Here is a 14,150-nt window from a genome sequence, read left to right as displayed (position 1 = left end):
CCTCAACTCTCTCGCCGACTACCTCACCAAGGTCGGAACCACCGGCCAGAAAACAGAGCAGAACTAACCCTCAGGATTTCTGGCGCATCACACTAGCCAGGAAGGCTTGAACCGCTCTTGATCACGCTGCGAGGGCTGGTCTGCCGCCCCATCGGATGCCCTTCTCGCTGCGGATGCGGGAGCGTTCTCGGCGTTGTGCGGCGAGTACGTCGGGGTGGCGTGCGTAGGGGGCTGACGTCCCGGCCGGGCGCTTCGCCGTGCCGACCCACCATGCGGCAACACCCATGGCCGTACCGACGTGCACGGTTCGGGGGCGGCGTCCGTGCACCGACCCTGAGCGCCCCCCCCGCCCGCCCCGGATAAACCCCTGACAGAGGCACCACGGCGGCGACAGCGCACCTAGCGTGACGAGGGTGCCCCGGCCGGGTCCGCACGCCTGGAACAACCGCTCTCTTCACGAGGAGGATCCATGCTGTTCAGGGGGAGATCCGCACTGCGGGGCATCGCCGCGCGGGGCACGGCCATGGCCGCGGGAGTCGTCATGGCCGTCACCACCGGCCTGGCCGCCGCTCCCGTGGTTCAGGCGTCGCCGCCTGCCGCCGAGTCGCTGCGATGGGCACCGTGTGACGCCGCGACGAAGCCGGGAGCCGAGTGCGCCACCCTTTCGGTGCCGGTGGACTGGGCCCGTCCTGACGGGCCGAAACTTGACCTGGCCGTGGCCCGCCGCCAGGCCACCGAACCCGGCGCACGCGTTGGCTCGATGGTGTTCGGCCCCGGCGGGCCGGGCGATTCGGGTGTAGCGATGGTGGTCGGGAACATCAGCCGGTTCAGCCCCGAGGTCCGCCGCAGCTTCGACATCGTCAGCTTCGACCCGCGTGGTGTGGGCGGCAGCAACCCGGTGGACTGCTCCAGCGACCTGCTTGCCGAGCGGCCGTCGCCGGAGCTGAGGAGCCAGGCGGACTTCGACGCCACCATGGCGTACAACGAGCGGCTCCGCGCCGATTGCCGGGCCCGTACCGGCCCGGTGTTCGACCACCTCGACACGGCCCAGACGGTCCGGGACCTGGACGCTCTCCGGGCCGCCCTCGGCGAGCGGAAGCTGACCTTCCACGGCAGTTCGTACGGCACGCTGCTCGGGGCACAGTACGCCGAGACGTACCCGCGCCGCGTGCGCGCGATGGTGCTGGAGAGCGTCATGGACCACAGCGTCCCGACCACCCGTGACTTCCTGCGGTCCGAGGCGGCCACGGCGGATGATTCCTTCCGGGAGTTCGTGAAGTGGTGTGATGGCGCTGTCGGCTGCGCGTTGCGCGGTCGCGACGTCCGAGCCGTCTGGCGCGGCCTGTTGGACCGGGCCGGGCGTGGCCAGTTGGAGAACCCCGCGAAGCCGGGCACCGCGTTGTCCTCGTCGTACCTGGTCAACAGAATCGCGTTCCGGAAGTTCTACTCGGCCGACTACGCGGGCTTGGCCACGGAGATCGCGCGTATGGACGCGAGTGCGCCACTGCCCCCGTCGCCCACCTCGGTGGTGCCGTTGCCTCTCGCCACCCCGGTCTTCTGCTCCGACTGGCGCCTGCCGGTGCGCGACTACCAGGAGTACGCCTCGCTCGTCTCCCTGATGAACAGGACCGCGCCCGACCTGCCCTACCTGCTGCCGATCCACATGACAGCGGCGTGCCTGGGCGCTCCGACCGCCAACCCGCAGCACCGCCTGCGCGTACACGGTGCACCACCGATCCTGCTGTCCAACGCGCTGCACGACCCCGCCACCGGGTACGACTGGGCGGTCTCGGTGGCCCGCCAACTCGGCCGCAGCGGCGTGCTCCTCACCTACGAGGGCCACGGTCATGGCAGCATCACTAGCGGCCCCTGCATGAAAGACGCGGTGGACAGCTACCTCACGGACCTGGCAGTCCCGGCACGGGGCACGAGCTGCCCCGCGGTGTCTCTCTGACAGCTCGCCGATCCGGATCCGTCTGTGAGGCGGATCCGGTAGGAAGGCGGTGGTGACGCGTTCGGGCCTTGGCCGACCGCGACCGTCCAACCACTCGTGCGGAGACGGCCCGGAAAACCTGTGGTGCGGTAGCCGTAGGGCCAGGACACTGAGCGATCATGCCTCCCAAAGCCGCGACCGGCCCGCTGTGTACGCGTGATTCGCTCGCCTCGGACCTGCGGGCGCTTGGCCTGAAGTCGGGTGAAACGCTCCTGGTGCACTCCTCCCTCAGTTCGCTCGGCTGGGTCTGCGGCGGTCCCCTTGCCGTCGTCATGGCCCTGCTCGATGTTCTCGGCGACGAGGGAACCCTGGTCGTACCGACGCACTCGGGAAACAACTCGGATCCGGCGGGCTGGGGTAACCGGCCCGTGCCCGAGGCCTGGTGGGCGGACATCCGTGCGGCGATGCCGCCCTTCGACGCGCGCATCACACCCACCCTTGGCGTCGGTGTGGTCCCGGAGACCGTCCGGACCTGGCCGGGCGCACTCCGCAGCCGCCATCCGCAGACGTCCTTCGCCGCCGTCGGGCCGCGTGCCGCCGACATCGTGGACGGCCACGCGCTCGACTGCCGGCTCGGCGAACGAAGCCCCCTCGCACGGCTCGAGGAGCACGGAGCGCGGATCCTGCTCCTGGGCACGGACTTCGCGTCGTGTACGGCGTTTCACCTTGCCGAATACCGGATTCCAGGGCTCAAGGTCGACAACTCCTTCGCGGTCATGACCGCCCAGGGCCGCCGTTGGATGACGGTGCGCGACACCGCGGTCTCCGACGACCGCTTCGATGAGCTGGGGGCGGCCTTCGAGAGGGACAACACGGTGGTCAGAGGAGAAGTCGGCGGTGCTGTGGGCCACTTGTTCGGACTGGCTGAAGCGGTTGCCTACGCCGAGGGGTGGCTCGCCGGGCATCGGCCGCGTGCCGCCAGGGTCTGACCACCGCGTTCCTCGTCACCCGGTTCGTGGAACACTCCGGCAGGTGTCTCACTGGATAAGCTGGATATCTCCGCGCCGCCTGGGTGCCACCGCCGCCCTGTACGCCGTCTTCGTCTGCGGTTGGTACCTCGGTCAGCCTCTCCCCCATGTCGGCTGCCACGATGAACCGCCTGCTGCGTTCGATGAGCCGATGACGATCGGGGAACCCGGGGACTTCTCCGACGGCTTCACCCGCGCGGCCCGCGACATCGGGCACGTCGTCACCTCCGATCTCGTCTCGACCAGCGTGATCGCCCAGTGCGACCCGTATACCGCCGACCCCCGCCTCGTCGCCTGGATCGTCGGCGACTGGCGCTGAAGGGGAGACTGGGGAGCCCTCTCACCCGAAGGTTCGACGGGGCAGGCTCAGTCCGTACGCGCCTGCATCGCCGCCCGGTACGACCGCAGATCGCTGCGCCGGACCTGGCGCACCCCCGCGAGGTCCTCGGGCGCCTCGGAGTGGCGGCCCGGGGCCCTGTCGGGGGCGTCGGCCGCCGCCGGGCCGCGGAGCCGGTGCCAGGGCTGGCGTGGCAGCCAGAGGAGCCCGTACAGCCAGCGCCGCACCAGCAGGCGGAATCCCGGCCTCCCCGCGTCGGGCAGCCGGATCACCCGGACCCCCATGATCAGCTTTCCGGCGCTCGCCCGGACGGCCATTGTCAGCAGCACCTGGTTGGCGAACGACAGCGTGACCAACTGGACGGCCAGCAGGGCGACCGCGTGCCCCGTCCCGCCCGAGTTCAGGCAGGACCGCACCAGGAGTCCGACGGCCAGCAGGCACAGGTAGCTGTCGAGGCCGACCGCCAGGTAGCGCCGCATGTCGCCCGTGCCCTTGGGAACGCGCGGCTGCCCCCGGGGCGCGGGGGCGGGATACGCCGAGCGGGCGTACGCCGGATACGCCGCCCGAGGGAGCGAGTCGCCGTACGGCGGGCCCGGTGCCGCGGGCGGGGCCGGCCGGGGCCGAGCGGTGCCGCTTCCGGTCCGGCGCGCGCCGTACAGCGCCCGTAATTCGTCAGGAGGCTGTCCTCTTCGACGCCCCTGCGGCTTCGTCATGGGGGCATCATGACTGATCGTCAGGCGGGGTGTCCCCGTTCCTGACGGGTAACTCCGGTGCCCCGGCGTTGTTTTCAGGGGGACATTACGGTTGCCTTCCACCGGCCGCACGCGCGCGCCTTTCCCGCGGCCCGGTCCATGGCCCTGCTCGCTCCCGGTCCGCGCCGTCCGCCCGCTCGCGGGCGCGGGGTGCAGCCTGCTGTACCCCGATACGGGGGCCCGCTCCCTCCTCACGGGGCGCCCCGGCCGACAGGCTGGACGCATCACCGACCACGGAGGCATCCCGTCATGAAGTCCTTGCTCTGGCTCGTCCTGTCCGCCGCGCTCGTCGCCAACGTCTTTCTCAGTTTCGCGGTCGACAGGAACGGCCTCGAAGTAGCCCTGAGCGTCGTCTCGGGCGTGGTCGTGCTCGCCTCCGGGGCCGGGCTCTGGATGCTGCGAGACTCACGCGAGAGCCGATCCGGAATGTGACCTTGACCACTCGGGGGGCGGGGCAGGGCCCGTGGGTCCGAGCCGCGCGGGCCGCTCGGAACGCTGGATCGGGCCTGATCAGGGGGCCTGTGCGACGGTCCGGGCGCTGATCAAAACGGCTGATCATGGCCAATATATGGATGGTCCTCGAAGATCATCGGGCCGCACGGGAGAATCGGACCGTACGACGGTCCTGCGCATCACCCTGCCGGGCGTCGGCCGCGTGGTCCTCCCGGGAAGGAGTCCATGGGGCTCCGGCGGGGGAGGCGGACCGGTGGCGCTCCCCGGGGCGGGGGCGTCGACGCGCACGAGCCGACCACGGAAGGTCTTGATCAGATGCCGGTCATCCCCGACTCGCCCGACTCCACCCGCACGCACGATGCCGCGGCCCGCGTCATCGAGCCGCTCTACGCCGAGATCCTGCGCCGCAACCAGGGTGAGCAGGAGTTCCACCAGGCGGTCCGCGAGGTCCTGGAGACGCTCGGGCCGGTGCTGACCCAGCGCCCCGAGTTCATCGACGCGCGCATCATCGAGCGCATATGCGAGCCCGAGCGCCAGCTGATCTTCCGGGTGCCGTGGTCGGACGACTCCGGCGACATCCACGTCAACCGCGGCTTCCGGGTGGAGTTCTCCAGCTCGCTCGGCCCCTACAAGGGCGGGCTGCGCTTCCACCCCTCGGTCAACCTCGGCATCGTGAAGTTCCTCGGCTTCGAGCAGATCTTCAAGAACGCCCTCACCGGCATGCCCATCGGCGGTGGCAAGGGCGGCGCGGACTTCGACCCCAAGGGGCGGTCCGACGCCGAGATCATGCGGTTCTGCCAGTCCTTCATGACCGAACTCCACCGTCACCTGGGGGAGTACACCGACGTCCCGGCCGGTGACATCGGCGTGGGCGGCCGCGAGATCGGCTACCTCTTCGGCCAGTACAAGCGGATCACCAACCGTTACGAGTCCGGCGTCCTCACCGGCAAGGGCCTCGGCTGGGGCGGCGCGCAGGCCCGTACGGAGGCCACCGGCTACGGCACGGTCCTGTTCACCGCCGAGATGCTGCGCAGCCGTGGCGAGTCGCTGGAGGGCCAGACCGTCGCGGTCTCCGGCTCCGGCAACGTGGCCATCTACGCGGTCGAGAAGGCCCAGCAGCTCGGCGCGACCGTGGTGACCTGCTCGGACTCCAGCGGCTACGTCGTCGACGAGAAGGGCATCGACCTCGCCCTCCTCAAGGAGATCAAGGAGGCCGGCCGGGGCCGGGTCTCGGAGTACGCCGAACGGCGCGGCGCGCACGCCCGGTTCGTCCCCGGTACGGGGGTGTGGTCGGTCCCCGTGGACGTGGCCCTGCCCTGTGCCACGCAGAACGAACTCCACGAGGCCGACGCGCTGGAGCTCGTGCGCAACGGGGTCAAGGCGGTCGCGGAGGGCGCCAACATGCCCACCACTCCGGAGGCGGTCCGGGTGTTCCAGGAGGCGGGCGTCGCCTTCGCCCCCGGCAAGGCGGCCAACGCGGGCGGGGTCGCGACGAGCGCGCTGGAGATGCAGCAGAACGCGTCCCGGGACTCGTGGACCTTCTCCCACACCGAGGAGCGGCTCGCCGAGATCATGCGGCACATCCACGACTCCTGCTACACGACCGCCGAGCGGTACGGCAGCCCCGGCAACTACGTGGTGGGCGCGAACATCGCGGGCTTCGAGCTGGTCGCGGACGCGATGCTGGCGCAGGGTCTGATCTGACCGTACGGGGCGAGGCGCCGGTGGCGACGTGGTCGCCGCCGGAACCGCTGCCCCGCTCGGGCGAGGCTGCCAGGTGCGGTCTCCCCCGGGCGGGGGAGCGGGTTGGCTCGCGCGGGGGATTACTCGTCGTGGCTGCTCCGCGAGGGTGGAGTCATGAAGTTGAAGATCCTTCACCGGCCTCCGTCCGTCAGTGACACCGAGCGGCCCGTTCCGCGCTGGGCGATGCGCCTGGCCTACGCGCTTCCGCTGATTCTGCTGCCGTCGTGCCTGTGGCGGCTGCCCTTCGCTCTGCACTTCGAGATGGGGCAGGTCCAGGGGATCGGTATGCCCGCCTACTGGCTGAGCATTCCGTACGTCCTCGGGCTCAGCGTGCTGACGGAAGCGACCGCGATCATGACCATCGGGCTGGTCCGGGGCTGGGGCGAGGTGGTGCCCGCCTGGATACCGGTCATCGGTGGCAGACGCGTCCGGCCGATGGCGGCCGTCGTCCCCGCCGTCCTCGGCGGCCTCGTCCTCACCCTGCTGTTCACCGCCATCCCCATCGGCGGCGGTCGCCATCTCGGCCTGTTCGGTGTCATCGAGTCCATCGAATACGCCAACGGCGCCTGGCAGGCACTGGCGACGGTGTGCGTCACCCCCGTCGCCGCGTGGGGGCCCATCACCATCGTCCTCGCGATCGCCTACTACCGGCGTCGAACCGCCGTCGTCGCCGGGCGTCGAACCGCCACTGTCGGCAGGTGAGTACGCATCGTCCCCGAACCGGCCGAACCGCCCGAACCAGCCGTCTCCCGGTTCCGGCTGTCTGTCACGCGACTTCGCCAGCAGCAGATCCGCCCGGAGCGCAACGTTCGACCCGTGCCGGGGCGGCGTCGCGCTCCTAGGCTGGGGACGGTGAGCATCCGAGTGACGAACCAGGCCGACGTGATCCCTCTGCGCCCGCTCCCGGCGGCCGCCTCCCCGGCTCTGCCCCGGGAGCCGCTCTGGCGCGACCTCGTCGGGGAGGTGCTGCGCCGCGAACGCCAGGCCCAGGGGCGGACGTTGAAGGAGGTCGCCGAGGCGGCCCGGATCTCCATGCCGTATCTCTCCGAGGTGGAGCGGGGTCTCAAGGAGGCCTCCTCGGAGGTGCTGGCCGCCGCGGCCCAGGCGCTCGGCCTGAGCCTTGCCGACGTCCTGGCGCTGGCGGGGGAGCGGCTGATCAGCCTCGCGGCCGCGCGGTCCCGGTCGCGTTCGCTCGGGTCGAGCCCGGCCGGCGGACGCCGGTCCGTGCGGTCGACCGGTCCGGCGGGTTCGGTCGGCGCGATGCGCCCGTCGGGCCCGATGGGTGGCGTGCTGCTGGCCGCCTGACCCAAGGGCGCGTGTTACGCGGTTGCCTGCCCCGAGGGGCGTCGTTACGGGGTCGCCGGCCCCGGGGGCGTTGCGTGCGGTCGTCTGAACCGGGGGAGGGCTGGTACGCGGAGCCGGTCGGACCAGGGGAAGGCCGTTGTGCGGAGCCGATGGGGCCCGGGAGGGCCGTTGCGCGGAGCCGTCGGACCCGGGGAGGTCCGTTACGGGCGGTCGTCGACCCGGGCTCCCCGGTCCGCGAGTGCCCGCACCTCGGCCGCGACGGCGGTGTGCCGTTCGCGCGGGATGTCATGGCCGACGCCCGGCTGGAGGACGAGCCTCGCGTCGCGGATCGCGGCGGCGGTGGCCCGGCCCGCGGAGGGCTTGAGCACCGGGTCGTCCGTGCCGTGCAGCACCAGCGCGGGGACGCGCAGTTCGGCCAGGGACGGGCCGTTCCAGGGCGCCCCGATCTGGCGGGACTGGGCGTCCGGGTCGGCGATGCCGGTGTCCACGTCGGCGGTGATCCGCTCCAGGGCCTCCGTCTCGTCGAACGGGTAGCCGGGCGACGCGACGAGCCGGGCCACCGCGAGCCCGGCCGCGATCCGCTCCTCCCGGTTCCGGGCGGGCTTGATGCGCGCGAACTTCGCGAGCGTGCCGAGCCGTAGATGGCGGAAGGCTCCCAGCCCGCCGACATCGCTGGGGAGCGCGGCGGACGACGTGAGCGTGCGCACCCGGCCCGGGTGGCGCAGGGCGACACGCTGGGCGACGACGCCGCCCAACGACTGCCCGAAGATGTGGGCCGACTCCCAGCCGAGCGCGTCCATGACGGCGACCGCGTCGTCGGCCATGTCCTCTGCGGTGTAGGCGGCGCCGCGGCCGACGGCCAGGGCGGCGAAGGGGTTGCCCCGAGCGGTGCGCTTCGGCAGCAGGGTGGACTCGCCCGCGTCCCGCTGGTCGTAGCGGGCGACATCGAATCCGGCGTCGGCGAAGGCCGCGCACAGCTCCCCGGGCCACCAGTGCCGGGAGACCGCGAGCCCCATCACCAGGAGCAGTGGTTCGCCGCCCGTGCCCTCCTGGAGCCGGTCGTGGGCGAGCTCGACCGCACCGTTGCGGGCGAAGCGGCGTTCGGTCCAGGTCATGGCGGGCTCCTCCAGGGGGACGAAAGTGCTGCGTACGAATACTGCGAACGATGTTCGCAGTATTAGACTACAGCCAGTTCCGGACCCCGGACAGGGGCCTGAGAGGAAGGTGGCGGACCGTGGCCGATCGCGAGACCCCGCCGACGACCGTCTGGTCACGCCCCGAGCGGGGTGCGCGCGGCCCCGCACCCGAACGGAGCCGCACCCAGATCACGGCGGCGGCCCTCGCCCTCGCCGACGCGGAGGGCCTGGCGGCCGTGTCGATGCGCGCGCTCGCGCAGCGGCTGGGCACGGGGCCCGCCTCGCTCTACCGCTACGTGGGGAGCCGGGACGAGCTGCTGGACCTCATGGCGGACGCGGTCGCGGGCGAACTGGACCTCTCCGGGTCCACCGGCGGCGACTGGCTGGACGATCTCGTCGGCCTGGCCCTCCAGTCCAGGGACGCGCACGTCCGGCACCCGTGGCTGGCCGATCTGAACGACCGGCGCGGCGAGGTGCTGGGCCCGCACGCGATCGACTACCTCGACCACGCGCTCGGGATTCTGGCCCCCGCGCCGGGCACCGCCGGGCAGAAGCTGGAGGCCATCGGCCTCCTCGGCGGCCTGGCCGTTCTCTTCGCCCGCCGGGCGACCGGCGCGACGGGCGGCGGCGACCCGTCCGCCCAGGCGGCCCACCTGGCCGCCGTCGCCGCCGAGGGCCGCCACCCGCACCTGCTCGCCGCCCTCACCTCGGCCGGCGCACCGCCGGCCGACCGGGACGCCCTGTTCGTTACGCTGCTGCGGCGGCTGCTTCCGGCGATGCTCGGCCAGGGGGAGGAGGACGGGGAGGGGAAGGTAGGGCCCGGGCCCGGGGATCAGCCCTCGACCGGGGCCACACCGATCGGGCACGAGACGCCCGTCCCGCCGATGCCGCAGTAGCCGCCGGGGTTCTTGTCCAGGTACTGCTGGTGGTACGCCTCCGCCGGCCAGAACGGGCGGCCCTCGGCCGGGAGGATCTCCGTGGTGATCTCCTTGTGGCCCGAGGCTGTCAAAACCTTCTGGTACGCCGCTCGGGAGGCGTCGGCGGCCGCCGCCTGGGCGGGGGAGTGGGTGTAGACCGCGGAGCGGTACTGGGTGCCCACGTCGTTGCCCTGGCGGAAGCCCTGGGTCGGATTGTGCGACTCCCAGAAGAGCCTCAGCAGCTCCTCGTACGTGACGACGGCCGGGTCGAAGACCACGCGTACCGCCTCCGTGTGCCCGGTCAGACCCGAGCAGGCCTCCTCGTACGAGGGGTTCTCCGTGTAGCCGCCCTGGTAGCCGACGAGCGTCGTCCAGACGCCCTCGGTCTGCCAGAACTTCCGCTCCGCACCCCAGAAACAGCCCAGCGCGAAGTCCGCCACCTCCAGGCCTTCCGGATACGGGCCCACCAGCGGGTTACCGAGGACCGTGTGGCGGGAGGGGACGGTGAATTCGGGGACGGGGCGGCCGCGCAGGGCCTGCTCCGGGGTGGGGAGCTCGGGGGTGCGGTGGTTCAGGAACATGCGGGGGCTCCTCCGGGGGTCGGTGTTCGGTACGTACAACACGGGACCGGCCGTCGGGATTCCTGGGCGCGCCGGGGCCGAGCGCCGGGGCCGGGGCTGGGGCTGGGTTTCCGCCCCTGCCGTTCATCCGGCCGTCGCGGCATCCTCGCGCTCGGGGCGCCGGCCGGCGGGCTGGTCGCGGACCGTATCGGCGTCACGGCGGCGGGCGCGGCGCTTGTCGCCGGTGCGCTGGTGACCACGGAGGTCGGCCGGGCCCCGCGCCGCGTCCCGCACCAGGTGCGCTGCTGAACACGGCGGCCGGCCGGGCTCCCGGCCCCGCGCCCGCCGGGCCGTGATCCTTCACGGAAGCGGTCAGTGCGGCAGCGTCGCCGGGCTGCCGCCGTTCGCCTCGTAGCCGGCGACCGCCAGCGCCCGGTAGACCGTGTACTGCGCGGCCGGGTCCGCGTCCGCCGTCCACGGCAGCGCGCCCACGTGACCGTCGATCCGGATCAGCTGGTGCATCGCCTCCGACCAGCGCTCCATGTGGACCAGGAACAGCACCAGGAGGTGGCGGACATGGGCCAGCATCGGGTCGTCCGGGCGGGCCGCGTGCACCGCGAACATCGCGCCCTCGACCGCCTTGGTGACCACCTGGCCCCGGTAGAAGCCCTGCACGAGGTTGACCTCCGGCAGGTGCTCGTACACCGCGAACAGCGGCAGCGCGGCCAGCAGCGAACCCCGCGGGGCGCGGGCGGCGGCGGCCGTGGCGAAGGCCTCGGCGTCCTCGCGCGAACCGTGCCACTTCTCGCAGTGGAAGTGCAGCGCCGCGATGTGCGCGCCCATGTGGGCCGGAGCCCGGTCGATGATCTTCGCCCAGAGCTGGTCGAACTGCTCGGGGGTGTAGCCGAGCCCCCGGGCCACCGCCAGCTCCACGATGTACGGGACGGGGTCGCCCGGCGCGAGGAGGGCCGCCTCGCCGCAGACCGTACGGGCCTCCTCCAGGATGATCCGGAAGTCGTCGCTCCCCGCCGCCGAGGACCGCCACGCCTGCTGCACCAGGAACTCCGCGTGCACCGCCGCACCGCCCGCGTCCTTCGGGGACTCCGCGCGCCAGTTCCGCAGCCACGCGCCACCCTCCCCGGGCCGCCGCGCCAGCTCCAGCGAGGCCGCGCCCGCGAAGGCCTGGATCCGCTGCCAGCGCACCTCGCCGTCCTTCGGCGTCCCGGCGAGCAGCTGGGCGGCGGCCCGCCAGTCCTGGGTGCCCTGGACGACGTCGAGCACGTCCAGGAGGTCCTGGTCGGGGCCGGGCATCCGGACGTCCAGCTCCTCCTGGCGGGCGAAGCCGTACGTGTCCGGGTCGGCGGCGTCCGGCGAACCGGGGGCGACCTGACGGATACCGCCCCGGCGGCGCATGACCCAGGGGCCGATGACCGCCGCGAACATGCACATCGCGAGCAGGAACAACAGAATCTCCATGACCCCATTGTCCCCGGAGCGGCGAGTGGCCGGTAAGGGCCCTCTCCACGAACTACGCTCGGGCCTCATGAGCGACCAGCACAGCTTCGAAACCCTCGCCATCCACGCGGGGAACACCGCCGACCCCCTCACCGGCGCGGTGGTTCCGCCGATCTACCAGGTCTCCACGTACAAGCAGGACGGCGTGGGCGGACTGCGCGGCGGCTACGAGTACAGCCGCAGCGCCAACCCGACCCGCACCGCCCTGGAGGAGAACCTCGCGGCCCTCGAAGGCGGCCGCCGCGGCCTCGCCTTCGCCTCCGGCCTCGCCGCCGAGGACTGCCTCCTGCGTACGCTGCTGACCCCCGGCGACCACGTGGTCATCCCGAACGACGCCTACGGCGGCACGTTCCGGCTGTTCGCGAAGGTCGCCTCGCGGTGGGGCGTGGAGTTCTCGGTGGCCGACACCTCGGACGTGGCCGCCGTACGGGACGCGCTCACCCCGCGCACCAAGGCGATCTGGGTGGAGACCCCGTCCAACCCGCTGCTCGGCATCACCGACATCGCCGCCGTCGCGCAGGTCGCCCGGCAGGCCGGGGCCCGCCTCGTCGTCGACAACACCTTCGCCTCGCCCTACCTCCAGCAGCCCCTCGCGCTCGGCGCCGACGTCGTCGTGCACTCCACCACCAAGTACATGGGCGGCCACTCCGACGTAGTCGGCGGCGCGCTCGTCGTCAGCGACCCGGAACTCGCCGAGGAACTGGCGTACCACCAGAACGCCATGGGCGCGGTCGCCGGACCCTTCGACGCCTGGCTCGTGCTGCGCGGCATCAAGACCCTCGCCGTCCGCATGGACCGGCACACCGAGAACGCCACCAAGGTCGCCGACCTGCTGACCCGGCACCCCAAGGTCTCCCAGGTCCTCTACCCGGGCCTGCCCGAGCACCCCGGCCACGAGGTCGCCGCCAAGCAGATGAAGGCGTTCGGCGGCATTGTGTCCTTCCGCGTCGCGGGCGGCGAGGAAGCGGCGGTCGAGGTCTGCAACCGGGCGAAGCTCTTCACGCTCGGCGAATCCCTCGGCGGGGTGGAGTCCCTCCTGGAGCACCCGGGCCGGATGACGCACGCCTCCGCCGCCGGCTCCCCGCTGGAGGTCCCGGCCGACCTGGTGCGGCTCTCCGTCGGCATCGAGAACGGCGACGACCTGATCGCCGACCTCACCCAGGCGCTGGGCTGACACCTCGGAGCCGGAGCACGGAACACGAGGGCGCCCGCCGGAACCGGCGGGCGCCCTTCACGTGTCAGACGCCCACCTTCTCGTCCTCCAGCATGCCCCTGACCTGCTCGCGCAGTTCGGGACCGTCCTCGTGCCCATGGACCGACGCGGCGTGCTCGCTCGCGGCCCGGACGACCTCGTCCTCCTCACCGGAGATGGTGAGGGTGCAGTTCGTCTCGCTCGGATAGTTGCGGCAGTCCGCGACCTTCCTGGTCATCACGGCCTCCTCGGCTCGCTCGACCCCTCCAGCGTAGGCGCGTCGCCCCCGGACCCCAACGGCTCACCAGCCCTCCAACGGGGGAGTGACCTGCGCGGGCTCGGTCTCCCACGGCTGCTCGACCCCGGCCCAGACGAGGAACGCCGCGAACGCCACGGCCAGCAGCCAGAGCCCCGTCCGCCGCACCGCCCGGCGCAGCCGCAGCCGGCGCCCGCCACGCAGTACCGCCCGCGCGGCCAGGCCGGGCGGCAGGGCCGGGTGCGGGCCGTCCAGCATCCGGCGGACCTGCTCCTCGCGCGGGTCCCGGCGGTCGGCGCTCACGGCGTCGCCCGGGAGCCCGGGGCCGGCCGCGGCCCGGCCGTGCCGTGCGAGGGCGCCCGCCCCGGACCGGCGGCACGCCGCGGCGCGCGCAGCGTCGCCACCGCCCGGGCGCACACCGCGCGGATCCGGTCACCCGGCAGCCCGAGCAGCGCCGCCGTCTGCTCCTCGCCGACCTCCTCGTACACCCGCAGGACGAGAACGAGCCGTTCGACGGGGGTCAGCCGGTCCAGCGCACCGCCGCGCGGCCGCTGGTGGCGCCGGGCCTCCCGGGCGAACCGGAGCGCCAGCTCCCGGCGGGCCAGGTCGTAGGGGTCACCGCCGCGCAGTCCGTCCCAGTCGGCGTACGTACGGGCCAGCGCCGCGTGCAGCAGCCGCTCGGCCCGCGCGTACGCGCCCGGCGGGTGCGACGGTTCGCCGGTGAGCAGCGTCGCCGTGTGCAGCAGACGACCGCCCGCGCCCGCCACGAAGGCCTCGAACTCCAGGGCGCGGAGCCGGTCCCGGTGGGTCGCCCGCTCTGCCATGGACCACATACGAGCCCCGGCGCACCGCTCCGGTCAAGAGCCCGGACGCGGCGGGTGCGGGGAAGCGCGCCCGAGAAGGGCCGGGGTGACGCCCAGCAGAACGGCGGGGGGGGGGGGGGGGGGGAAGGGGGGCGCCCCCCGGCGGGGGGGGGGGGGGGGGGGGGGGGGGGGGGGGGGGGGGGGGGGGGGGGGGGGCCCG

16 protein-coding genes and 1 pseudogene are annotated in these 14,150 nt (G+C 72.9%); 9 read left to right on the top strand and 8 right to left on the bottom strand.

The window, feature by feature from the left end; translation table 11 throughout:
• Positions 1-121: 121 nt before the first annotated feature.
• Positions 122-223: pseudogene (locus ACIQRW_RS03415) on the bottom strand (integrase); the annotation flags it as partial.
• A 246-nt stretch (positions 224-469) separates the two neighbouring features.
• On the opposite strand from ACIQRW_RS03415, the gene ACIQRW_RS03410 reads away from it, so the two are divergent.
• The 3 genes from ACIQRW_RS03410 to ACIQRW_RS03400 all read left to right on the top strand — a co-directional run bounded on the left by ACIQRW_RS03410 (position 470) and on the right by ACIQRW_RS03400 (position 3,280).
• Entirely contained in the window at positions 470-1,954 is a 1,485-nt protein-coding gene (locus tag ACIQRW_RS03410; RefSeq protein ID WP_403753754.1) for an alpha/beta hydrolase, read from the top strand.
• Between the two features lie 158 nt (positions 1,955-2,112).
• The gene (locus ACIQRW_RS03405; RefSeq protein WP_403753751.1) at positions 2,113-2,922 is read left to right on the top strand and encodes an aminoglycoside N(3)-acetyltransferase; all 810 of its coding nucleotides are present in this window, start codon (positions 2,113-2,115) and stop codon (positions 2,920-2,922) included.
• A gap of 190 nt (positions 2,923-3,112) precedes the next feature.
• On the top strand, positions 3,113-3,280 hold the full coding sequence (locus ACIQRW_RS03400) for a hypothetical protein (protein WP_403753748.1): 168 nt from the start codon (positions 3,113-3,115) through the stop codon (positions 3,278-3,280).
• Between the two features lie 47 nt (positions 3,281-3,327).
• Here ACIQRW_RS03400 and ACIQRW_RS03395 read toward each other — a convergent pair whose 3' ends face one another.
• Positions 3,328-3,777, bottom strand: a complete 450-nt coding sequence (locus ACIQRW_RS03395) for an RDD family protein (RefSeq protein ID WP_403754400.1) — start codon at positions 3,775-3,777, stop codon at positions 3,328-3,330.
• Between the two features lie 522 nt (positions 3,778-4,299).
• Here ACIQRW_RS03395 and ACIQRW_RS03390 point away from each other — a divergent pair.
• The 4 genes from ACIQRW_RS03390 to ACIQRW_RS03375 all read left to right on the top strand — a co-directional run bounded on the left by ACIQRW_RS03390 (position 4,300) and on the right by ACIQRW_RS03375 (position 7,551).
• On the top strand, positions 4,300-4,482 hold the full coding sequence (locus ACIQRW_RS03390; RefSeq protein ID WP_403753745.1) for a hypothetical protein: 183 nt from the start codon (positions 4,300-4,302) through the stop codon (positions 4,480-4,482).
• Between the two features lie 336 nt (positions 4,483-4,818).
• Entirely contained in the window at positions 4,819-6,207 is a 1,389-nt protein-coding gene (gene gdhA, locus ACIQRW_RS03385; RefSeq protein ID WP_403753742.1) for an NADP-specific glutamate dehydrogenase, read from the top strand.
• A 153-nt stretch (positions 6,208-6,360) separates the two neighbouring features.
• Positions 6,361-6,948: a hypothetical protein gene (locus tag ACIQRW_RS03380; protein ID WP_403753739.1), complete on the top strand. Its 588-nt coding sequence runs from the start codon at positions 6,361-6,363 to the stop codon at positions 6,946-6,948.
• Positions 6,949-7,098: 150 nt separating this feature from the next.
• Positions 7,099-7,551, top strand: a complete 453-nt coding sequence (locus tag ACIQRW_RS03375; protein WP_403753736.1) for a helix-turn-helix domain-containing protein — start codon at positions 7,099-7,101, stop codon at positions 7,549-7,551.
• Between the two features lie 200 nt (positions 7,552-7,751).
• Here the strand turns inward: ACIQRW_RS03375 and ACIQRW_RS03370 are convergent, their stop codons facing one another.
• Positions 7,752-8,666, bottom strand: coding sequence for an alpha/beta fold hydrolase (locus tag ACIQRW_RS03370; RefSeq protein ID WP_403753734.1), 915 nt, complete (start codon positions 8,664-8,666; stop codon positions 7,752-7,754).
• A gap of 119 nt (positions 8,667-8,785) precedes the next feature.
• On the opposite strand from ACIQRW_RS03370, the gene ACIQRW_RS03365 reads away from it, so the two are divergent.
• A complete protein-coding gene (locus ACIQRW_RS03365; RefSeq protein WP_403753732.1) occupies positions 8,786-9,583 on the top strand; it encodes a TetR/AcrR family transcriptional regulator in 798 nt (265 codons plus the stop codon).
• Here ACIQRW_RS03365 and msrA read toward each other — a convergent pair.
• Together msrA and ACIQRW_RS03355 are read right to left on the bottom strand one after the other, a co-directional pair.
• The gene (msrA, locus tag ACIQRW_RS03360; RefSeq protein WP_403753730.1) at positions 9,520-10,185 is read right to left on the bottom strand and encodes a peptide-methionine (S)-S-oxide reductase MsrA; all 666 of its coding nucleotides are present in this window, start codon (positions 10,183-10,185) and stop codon (positions 9,520-9,522) included. The two genes, ACIQRW_RS03365 and msrA, sit on opposite strands and share 64 nt — an antisense overlap.
• A gap of 351 nt (positions 10,186-10,536) precedes the next feature.
• The gene (locus ACIQRW_RS03355; protein ID WP_403753727.1) at positions 10,537-11,640 is read right to left on the bottom strand and encodes a hypothetical protein; all 1,104 of its coding nucleotides are present in this window, start codon (positions 11,638-11,640) and stop codon (positions 10,537-10,539) included.
• A gap of 67 nt (positions 11,641-11,707) precedes the next feature.
• Between ACIQRW_RS03355 and ACIQRW_RS03350 the strand changes: the two genes are divergently transcribed.
• Positions 11,708-12,853: a cystathionine gamma-synthase gene (locus tag ACIQRW_RS03350; protein WP_403753724.1), complete on the top strand. Its 1,146-nt coding sequence runs from the start codon at positions 11,708-11,710 to the stop codon at positions 12,851-12,853.
• Between the two features lie 64 nt (positions 12,854-12,917).
• Here ACIQRW_RS03350 and ACIQRW_RS03345 read toward each other — a convergent pair whose 3' ends face one another.
• The 3 genes from ACIQRW_RS03345 to ACIQRW_RS03335 all read right to left on the bottom strand — a co-directional run bounded on the left by ACIQRW_RS03345 (position 12,918) and on the right by ACIQRW_RS03335 (position 13,951).
• On the bottom strand, positions 12,918-13,109 hold the full coding sequence (locus ACIQRW_RS03345) for a DUF1059 domain-containing protein (protein WP_397920276.1): 192 nt from the start codon (positions 13,107-13,109) through the stop codon (positions 12,918-12,920).
• A 63-nt stretch (positions 13,110-13,172) separates the two neighbouring features.
• Entirely contained in the window at positions 13,173-13,430 is a 258-nt protein-coding gene (locus ACIQRW_RS03340; protein WP_403753721.1) for a hypothetical protein, read from the bottom strand.
• Positions 13,427-13,951: a sigma factor-like helix-turn-helix DNA-binding protein gene (locus ACIQRW_RS03335; protein ID WP_403753718.1), complete on the bottom strand. Its 525-nt coding sequence runs from the start codon at positions 13,949-13,951 to the stop codon at positions 13,427-13,429. The genes ACIQRW_RS03340 and ACIQRW_RS03335 overlap by 4 nt, the downstream gene beginning before the upstream one ends.
• Positions 13,952-14,150 lie beyond the last annotated feature (199 nt).

Source organism: Streptomyces sp. NPDC091287 (assembly GCF_044768525.1).
In the GTDB taxonomy this organism is placed as follows: domain Bacteria; phylum Actinomycetota; class Actinomycetes; order Streptomycetales; family Streptomycetaceae; genus Streptomyces.
Note: the sequence above shows the minus strand (reverse complement) of the source record. Positions and strands in the feature narration are given on the sequence as shown.

What these genes read in the sequence shown, in the direction of transcription:
- ACIQRW_RS03410 (WP_403753754.1), top strand. Translation starts at nt 470, where the DNA reads ATGCTGTTCAGGGGGAGATCCGCACTGCGGGGCATCGCCGCGCGGGGC.
- ACIQRW_RS03405 (WP_403753751.1), top strand. Translation starts at nt 2,113, where the DNA reads ATGCCTCCCAAAGCCGCGACCGGCCCGCTGTGTACGCGTGATTCGCTC.
- ACIQRW_RS03400 (WP_403753748.1), top strand. Translation starts at nt 3,113, where the DNA reads ATGACGATCGGGGAACCCGGGGACTTCTCCGACGGCTTCACCCGCGCG.
- ACIQRW_RS03395 (WP_403754400.1), bottom strand. Translation starts at nt 3,777, where the DNA reads ATGCGGCGCTACCTGGCGGTCGGCCTCGACAGCTACCTGTGCCTGCTG.
- ACIQRW_RS03390 (WP_403753745.1), top strand. Translation starts at nt 4,300, where the DNA reads ATGAAGTCCTTGCTCTGGCTCGTCCTGTCCGCCGCGCTCGTCGCCAAC.
- gdhA (WP_403753742.1), top strand. Translation starts at nt 4,819, where the DNA reads ATGCCGGTCATCCCCGACTCGCCCGACTCCACCCGCACGCACGATGCC.
- ACIQRW_RS03380 (WP_403753739.1), top strand. Translation starts at nt 6,361, where the DNA reads ATGAAGTTGAAGATCCTTCACCGGCCTCCGTCCGTCAGTGACACCGAG.
- ACIQRW_RS03370 (WP_403753734.1), bottom strand. Translation starts at nt 8,666, where the DNA reads ATGACCTGGACCGAACGCCGCTTCGCCCGCAACGGTGCGGTCGAGCTC.
- msrA (WP_403753730.1), bottom strand. Translation starts at nt 10,185, where the DNA reads ATGTTCCTGAACCACCGCACCCCCGAGCTCCCCACCCCGGAGCAGGCC.
- ACIQRW_RS03355 (WP_403753727.1), bottom strand. Translation starts at nt 11,640, where the DNA reads ATGGAGATTCTGTTGTTCCTGCTCGCGATGTGCATGTTCGCGGCGGTC.
- ACIQRW_RS03350 (WP_403753724.1), top strand. Translation starts at nt 11,708, where the DNA reads ATGAGCGACCAGCACAGCTTCGAAACCCTCGCCATCCACGCGGGGAAC.
- ACIQRW_RS03345 (WP_397920276.1), bottom strand. Translation starts at nt 13,109, where the DNA reads ATGACCAGGAAGGTCGCGGACTGCCGCAACTATCCGAGCGAGACGAAC.
- ACIQRW_RS03335 (WP_403753718.1), bottom strand. Translation starts at nt 13,951, where the DNA reads ATGGCAGAGCGGGCGACCCACCGGGACCGGCTCCGCGCCCTGGAGTTC.